Genomic DNA, 6,443 nt, shown 5'->3' with positions numbered 1-6,443 from the left:
TCGAGGCCGACGATTTCGGATCGGCGAAGGCCGCCGGCGAAACCCAAAAGCAGCATGGCGCGGTCGCGCAGACCACGCAGCGTGCCGCGGTCGAGGGTCTCGAGCATGGCGATCAGATCCTCAGGCAGGATCGCTTCCTTCTGCCGGGGAGGGGAGGCGTGGGTGTTGCGAACGCCAGCCATCACCGTGGCGATATGCCGATCCTTGCGGTCCAGCGGCTGGCCGCGCTGGGCAAAATTCCACGAGAGCGACGAAAGCCGGCGCTCGATGGTTGAAACGGTGTTGGGCTTTTTGTCGCCAGTGGCCGTACCTGACGCGCAGGCGGCGATATAGAGCCCGACGACCTGAGGATCGGGCGGGAACATCTCGATGCCTTGGCGCCGGCACCAGCTCGAAAAATGCTTCCAGTCGGCTGCGTAGGCGCGGCGCGTGTTGGCTGAACTCGCCGCCTCGATATAATCGCGCGCGCGGCCGGCGAGCGCCTCAAGATGCGCAGGCAGGCTGGGATTGGCAATGGCTGGAAGGGGAGGGGACGAGGCTAGGTCGGCATCGCCCATCTGCATGATATCGATGATGTCGGGCATGTCGTCCTCGCCGGAAGCAGCGGATGATCGTTGCGCGTCGCCAGCCATGCTCATGCCGCTTCGATATCCGTTTGGGAGAAGTCTTTGCCGACGAAAAGCAGCGGTTCATCCGCACGCTTTGCCAAAGCATAGGACAGGCAATCGGCAAAATTCAGCGCCGCCGGGTGGTGGCCCTTGCCGTAGGTCAGCCAACCTTGGGTCGCCAGATCAACCAATTCGGAGTCGACAGGAATGATGTCGGCCTCGATTTTGCGCAGCCAAAGATCGATCTCGGCCAATGCGTGTTCGCCGCGCCTGCTGACCAGCACCATGCGTGCCTCGAGCACGCAGGTTGCCGGGACCAGACGGATTGGGTCCAAGACCAGCGCTCGTTCCAGCCTTGCTGCCTCAGGCTCGCTCCGAAGGATCGCTACAACAGCTGAGGTGTCGATCACCATCAGTTAGGGATTCCATGCTCGTCATACCCGATGATCTCCTCGTCGCTGCGACTATCCAGTTCAGGCAATCGTGCCACTCTTTCTCGGATGGCGCGCAATTCTGCCAGCAGACGCTCCTGAGCGGTCTCTCCAAAGCCCAAGCGATGCAAGCGCTCGCTCAGGGCCTGATGAATGGCTGCTGTCTTACTGATACCCTGGCGGCGCGCGAGTTCGTCGGCGAGAGCCACGGTGGCCGGATTTTTGATGTTCAGGGACACGAAAGACTCCAAAAATCTACCTTTCGGGTGTATTCTACCATGGTTCCCTAGGCTCGTAAACAACGAACGATAAGGCAACATTATCGTTCGTTGTGTGCTGACGACAGCCTGTGCGTTTTGGTGCAAAGTTTGTCGCAAAAAGCGCACGGCTGCTTTACCCTCCAGAATCATGATTCGCCTCGACCCCGCCGCCGCCGTTCCCGTTCTCGAGCCGGTCGTCCCGGCCTGGGCGCTGGCCAACGGCGCTGTCGTCACCGACGCAGACGCCGCCTTCTGTGCCGGCGCCGCCTTGAGCGCGCTCGAGACGCTCGCGCGCACGCAAGCCGGCTGGGCCGGCGCCTGGCGCCAGCGGCTGGCGCTGAAATGCGCTGCCGCCAGCATGCGGCTGGCCGGGCGCTCGGAGGACGAGGCCGCCTTGCGCGACGCATGGCATCTGCGCCAGGCCGGAGCCGATCCGGGCCCGGCGGGCGCCACCTTTGGCGCCTGGCGGCAGTTGGCCGGGCAGCCGCCAGCCGCCAGCGCCGATCAGCTCAAAAAGATCGTCGACCAGCTGGGTCTCCATCGAGACGTCGAGGCGCTGGCCGCGGTTTGTGAACACATCGACGACCTGGCGCGCTCGGGGCGGCCGGCGCCGTTCGCCGCGGCGGCAATCGCCGCTCGCGTCGTCGCCATGCAGTCCGACTCCGAGCTTTTTGCCTGGTGGCTCGCCGACCTGGTGCTGGCGCAAAACCTGCGCTGGCCGCGCCCGCTGCCGCTGCTGATGGCACACGCTTTTGGCCCGGCGTTTCGGTCCAAGCCTGGCGGCGGCAAGCGGATCCGGCCAGGCGAAAAAGGGTTCGAGCGGGCAGTGTGCCTGGCGCTGGCGCAGGCGGCGGCGGACGCCTGCCGGTTGGCCGCCGAGCTGTCGCGGCGCGCGGAGCGGCTCATCGCCGTCGCACCGAAGCTCAGGGCAAAGGGGGCGGGCGATGTGATCCAAAGACTGCTCGATGACGACGCTCTCTCCGGATCGCTGACGACCAAAAGACTGTCGCGGTTTGCGGCGCGGCGCCTGTTCGAGCGGCTGCAAAAACTCGAGGCGGTGCGCGAGCTCACCGGTCGCGCCTCGTTCCGACTGTTTGGACTCTAGCGATGGCCGAAGCCTCCGCCCGCCGCAAGGCAAACGATCAGCCTGCCTTGCTGGACACCGAGCTCGAGCACTTGCCGGCCGAACTGCGCTGGCGTGAATGGATGGGCCGCGTCGAAGCGGTGATCTTTGCCGCAAATGAACCGGTGCAGCGAGAGGTGCTGGCGCGGGTTGTTGGGAGAAATTGCAATCTCGAGCTGGTCATCGACGATATCCGCGCAGAGCTCGCCAGCCGTCCCTACGAGCTGGTCTCGGTCGCCCGCGGCTGGCAGCACCGGACCAAGAAAGCCTTTGGCGACGCCATCCACGCCGCGTTCGGCACCGCGGCGGGCGAGGGGACAAAAGACCTGACGCAATCGGAGGCGCTCGTGCTGATGTGCATTGCCTATTTCCAACCGATCACCCGGGGCGAGCTGTCTTCCTTCTTCGTCAAGGAGGTGTCGCGCGATCTGATCGGCGTGCTACGGGGACAGGGGCTGATCGCCTCGGGGCCGCGCAGCCCGCAGCCGGGGTCGCCCTACACCTATGTGACGACGAAGACTTTCTTGTCGCAGTTCGGGCTCGACACGCTGCGCCAGCTGCCGGATTTCGAGGCGCTCGAAGACGCTGGGCTGCTGTCGAAGGAGAAGCTGCTGGCCGGCGATATTCCAGCCGGGCTGGCGAGCGGGGAGAGTGACGGGAACGAGGAGGAGCCAAAGACAGAGGTCGTTGAAGATGAAATGCCTCCAGCGGTCGTCTCTGGATCTCGTCCTCGGCGATAGGTCCCGATCTACCACCAGGATGATTGATCTTGCGGCAGGCGAAACGCAGCGATGACGTTTGATCTGACAAAATTGGGCTGGAAAGCCTTTCAGGATCTCGCCACCGCCGTCGCGGCGGAGACTCTGAAACGCCCGGTGCAGACCTTCCTCGGGTCGAACGATGGAGGTCGAGACGGAGCGTTTCTTGGGACTTGGACCGGTGACGACGGTCGGCCGATCAAGTCGACACTCCAGTGCAAGTACACGGGGAAGCCGGGCGCCAACCTGACGTTGGCCAACCTCAAGAGCGAGCTGCCGAAGGCAGTGCTGCTGGCTCAGAACGGGCTCGCTGAGGATTACGTGATCCTGACCAATGCAGGCGTCTCGGGTGAGGCGGACAGGGATATTTGCGCAGCCTTCAGGGCGGCCGGCGTCAAGCGGTGTCAGGTGTTTGGCGGTTCGTGGATCCAGCAACAGCTCGACCAGAGTGCCCGTCTGCGCATGCTGGTGCCCCGCATCTACGGGATCGGTGACCTCTCGCACATCATCACCGACAATGCCTACAAGCAGGCCAAGGCGATCCTCGAAAATATGGGATCCGATCTCAGCTGCTTCGTGCCGACCGACGCCTATCGACAGGCGATCAAGGCGCTCCAAGAGCATCGCTTCGTAATCTTGCTGGGTGATCCGGCCTCGGGAAAGTCGACGATCGCGGCGATCCTGGCGCTGGGCGCACTCGACGACGGCTGTATCGGCGCCGTGAAGATCAACGCGCCAGACCAGTTGCACTTTTGGCATCCTGGAGAGAAACAGTTGCTATGGGTTGACGATGCCTTCGGGTCCAATCATTTCGACATAGACCGGATGAGCCGGTGGAATGCCGAACTTGGCACGATGCGTGCGGCGATCGAGGGCGGCGCTCGCATCATCTTTACATCCCGCAACTACATCTGGGGAGCGGCCCGACCTCACCTAAAGCAGAGCGCGTTCCCCTTGTTCAAGGAGAGCCAGGTCGTCGTAAATGTCCAAGAGCTGACCGATAATGAGCGCGCGCAGATGCTTTATAATCACGTCCGCCGGGTCCAGCCCCAGGCAATGCGCCAGCGGCTAAAGCCGTTTATGCCCGCTGTCGCTGCCAACAAAGCATTTCTGCCAGAAACCGCACGACGGCTCGGGGATCCGCTGTTCACCAGCAAGCTGAAGCTGAGCGCGGGCCGGATGAAGGAGCTTGTCGAGCAGCCGGTCGAGTTTCTGACCGAAGTGCTCGAACAGCTCGATGCGCCATCGCTTGGCGCGATCGCAATGATTTTCCTCAATTCTGAAAGCGGCGTGCCGTCGCCGATCGGGCAGCACCCGGCGCTCGAAATGGTCACGCGGCTCTTGGGCTTGCAGCCGGCAGCTGTCGCCATGGCAATGGAGCATTTGAATGACAGCCTCACGCGGCGCCTTTCTGCTGAGGACAGTGATCGATGGGTGTTCCGACATCCGACCGTGACTGATGCATTCGCCGAGATAGTTGCCCGCTCCCCCGAACTGATCGAGCTTTATGTGCATGGCGCCAAGGTCGATCGGCTAATGCGCGAGGTGGTATGCGCACCGTTGACTGCTGAACACGCCCATGTCCGCGTCCCGGCCTCGCTGTTTGCAGTGCTCATAGAGCGATTTCAGGATCATCCGCTCGATGAGAGTTTCAAATCATTCCTCGGAGCCCGTGCCGGTGACGGCTTTCTCGGCAAGATCGTCGCTGCGCGGCCAGACATTCTCGAATGGGCGGCAACGGCGAACACCAGCTACCTTTCGTTCGGCAGTCTGCTTCTCCTGGCGGCCCTCAACTCTTACGGTCTCCTGCCGGAAGCAGCCCGCGAGAGGATCGTGGAGCGCATGGACGATGACACGATCACCTGGATGCGGACCGATGTGTTTGCGAACAAAATGTACCAGCAGATATTCACTCACGACGAGTTTGACGATCTTGCTGCGCGCTTCCGCAAAAACTGGCTGAATGATTTCGGTAACCTGCTGGATCATCTGCGCGGGAGTTTCTCCTCGGACAACGAGCTCAGCCTCTATACGGACTTCAAAGACAGCATGGAAAAGGCCGAAACTTTCTTTTTCCCGGATGGGCGGACGGAGCCGCTCGAGACCTTCTATGCCGACATCAGCGCCCATATCAGCACGCTCGAGGAGGACAGGCTCTCCCCCGAGCCTTCCGCATGGTCAGCGCAGGCGGCTACGTCGGCAAGTATCTCCGTGACCTCGGCTGCTGCAGACAGCGGTACGATCTTCGACGATGTCGATGATTAGCAGGCAGAGCCGAGCTCCTCTGCTTGAATGGCTGCTTTGGTGCCGAGGAGACAGGCGCCTGTTGCGCGCTGGCCGCGGCGCCGCCTCGATGCCGTCAAGATGCCTGGAGGCACGTGCCTCAGCCCGGCTTTAGCCGCACGCGCGAGACGCCCGTCTTGAAAAAGGACTCGAACGGCGCGCACCCAAGATCTCAAAGGAGCAGACGACGAAGCTCCAGGACCAAGCTGGTGAGATCGCCCGCGTAGCTCGCAACCATCGCCGGCAAAAATGTTTCTCTTCTGACGCGACTGAAATCCATGGGATTTTCCGCGCGCTCGCCGAGCATCGCCATGAATGACAGTTGCGAACGGCCATTGCCTTCCCGGAAAGGATGGATCGCATTCAGTTCGCCTAGGAAATGGGCCGCCTGGGCCACGAAAGCCTCAGCGGTCTCCGCTCCGATCACCGACGGAAGCGCATTGAAAAGCCGCTTCATCTCGCCGTCGATATACTCCGGAAAGCAGAACGGATTGCCAGCCTTCGCAGTTCGCACCGTGCGGTACTTGCCAGCCCAGCTGTAGACATCCTGGAACAGCTGGTAATGGACGCGGCGATAGTGGCTCGGGTCATAACGACCGCGCGGTAGCGGCTCGCCAGCGCGCAGCGTTGTCATTTCAAGCTCAAAGGCCTCGAGCAATGCGGGATCGCGCAAGCCAAGCTTGTTCTTTAGGGTCGTGGTACCTTTATAGGCGTAGGGATCGTCGAAGGCGTCGTAACCGACCGACATCACCCGCGTGACTTGGCGTCCAGATAAGCGCGGATGATCTCGGCCCGCTGATCGTCAGGCGAAAGCTTGCGCTTCTTTAAATCCGCGAGACGCTTACGGCTGGCCGCGCTCAAGTTGATGCCTTCGACGGCTGTGATCGCCGCGAATGTGCGCTGTCCGAGGATATGGCTTGGCGCGCTAGGCGTCAGACCCTTGGTGGATTTCTTCATGCTTCCCCTGTCATCGAAGGCAA

General features: G+C 62.2%; 8 protein-coding genes. 3 read left to right on the top strand and 5 right to left on the bottom strand.

All coding sequences use genetic code 11. The features are described 5' to 3' along the window. The 3 genes from NKJ94_RS32505 to NKJ94_RS32495 form a co-directional block, all read right to left on the bottom strand. Positions 1 to 638, bottom strand: a 638-nt coding sequence (locus NKJ94_RS32505; RefSeq protein ID WP_502904236.1) for a tyrosine-type recombinase/integrase, incomplete at its 3' end; no start/stop codon positions are given. Continuing rightward, entirely contained in the window at positions 635 to 1,021 is a 387-nt protein-coding gene (locus NKJ94_RS32500; protein WP_352467886.1) for a type II toxin-antitoxin system VapC family toxin, read from the bottom strand. The genes NKJ94_RS32505 and NKJ94_RS32500, both read right to left, overlap by 4 nt. Continuing rightward, a complete protein-coding gene (locus NKJ94_RS32495) occupies positions 1,021 to 1,278 on the bottom strand; it encodes a type II toxin-antitoxin system VapB family antitoxin (protein WP_031195575.1) in 258 nt (85 codons plus the stop codon). The genes NKJ94_RS32500 and NKJ94_RS32495 overlap by 1 nt, the downstream gene beginning before the upstream one ends. Positions 1,279 to 1,447: 169 nt before the next feature. On the opposite strand from NKJ94_RS32495, the gene NKJ94_RS32490 reads away from it, so the two are divergent. From NKJ94_RS32490 to NKJ94_RS32480, 3 genes are read left to right on the top strand one after another with little or no spacing between them, the layout of a single operon-like run. Continuing rightward, positions 1,448 to 2,404 (top strand): DUF1403 family protein, encoded by a 957-nt coding sequence (locus NKJ94_RS32490; RefSeq protein WP_352531285.1) that lies wholly within the window; start codon positions 1,448 to 1,450, stop codon positions 2,402 to 2,404. A 2-nt stretch (positions 2,405 to 2,406) separates the two neighbouring features. Further along, positions 2,407 to 3,162: an SMC-Scp complex subunit ScpB gene (gene scpB / locus NKJ94_RS32485; protein WP_352531283.1), complete on the top strand. Its 756-nt coding sequence runs from the start codon at positions 2,407 to 2,409 to the stop codon at positions 3,160 to 3,162. 51 nt (positions 3,163 to 3,213) lie between these two features. Next, positions 3,214 to 5,445, top strand: a complete 2,232-nt coding sequence (locus NKJ94_RS32480) for an nSTAND3 domain-containing NTPase (protein WP_352531281.1) — start codon at positions 3,214 to 3,216, stop codon at positions 5,443 to 5,445. A gap of 190 nt (positions 5,446 to 5,635) precedes the next feature. Here the strand turns inward: NKJ94_RS32480 and NKJ94_RS32475 are convergent, their stop codons facing one another. Both NKJ94_RS32475 and NKJ94_RS32470 read right to left on the bottom strand, forming a co-directional pair. Next, a complete protein-coding gene (locus tag NKJ94_RS32475) occupies positions 5,636 to 6,211 on the bottom strand; it encodes a Fic/DOC family protein (RefSeq protein ID WP_352531279.1) in 576 nt (191 codons plus the stop codon). Then, complete coding sequence (locus NKJ94_RS32470; protein ID WP_224570124.1) at positions 6,211 to 6,420, bottom strand: hypothetical protein; 210 nt, start codon at positions 6,418 to 6,420, stop codon at positions 6,211 to 6,213. The genes NKJ94_RS32475 and NKJ94_RS32470 overlap by 1 nt, the downstream gene beginning before the upstream one ends. Between the last annotated feature and the right edge of the window lie 23 nt (positions 6,421 to 6,443).

It is taken from the genome of Mesorhizobium sp. M0060, from assembly GCF_040323155.1.
Lineage (GTDB): Bacteria > Pseudomonadota > Alphaproteobacteria > Rhizobiales > Rhizobiaceae > Mesorhizobium.
Note: the sequence above shows the minus strand (reverse complement) of the source record. Positions and strands in the feature narration are given on the sequence as shown.

Coding starts and splice junctions, on each gene's coding strand:
- NKJ94_RS32500 (WP_352467886.1), bottom strand. CDS start 1,021: ATGGTGATCGACACCTCAGCTGTTGTAGCGATCCTTCGGAGCGAGCCT.
- NKJ94_RS32490 (WP_352531285.1), top strand. CDS start 1,448: ATGATTCGCCTCGACCCCGCCGCCGCCGTTCCCGTTCTCGAGCCGGTC.
- scpB (WP_352531283.1), top strand. CDS start 2,407: ATGGCCGAAGCCTCCGCCCGCCGCAAGGCAAACGATCAGCCTGCCTTG.
- NKJ94_RS32480 (WP_352531281.1), top strand. CDS start 3,214: ATGACGTTTGATCTGACAAAATTGGGCTGGAAAGCCTTTCAGGATCTC.
- NKJ94_RS32475 (WP_352531279.1), bottom strand. CDS start 6,211: ATGTCGGTCGGTTACGACGCCTTCGACGATCCCTACGCCTATAAAGGT.
- NKJ94_RS32470 (WP_224570124.1), bottom strand. CDS start 6,420: ATGAAGAAATCCACCAAGGGTCTGACGCCTAGCGCGCCAAGCCATATC.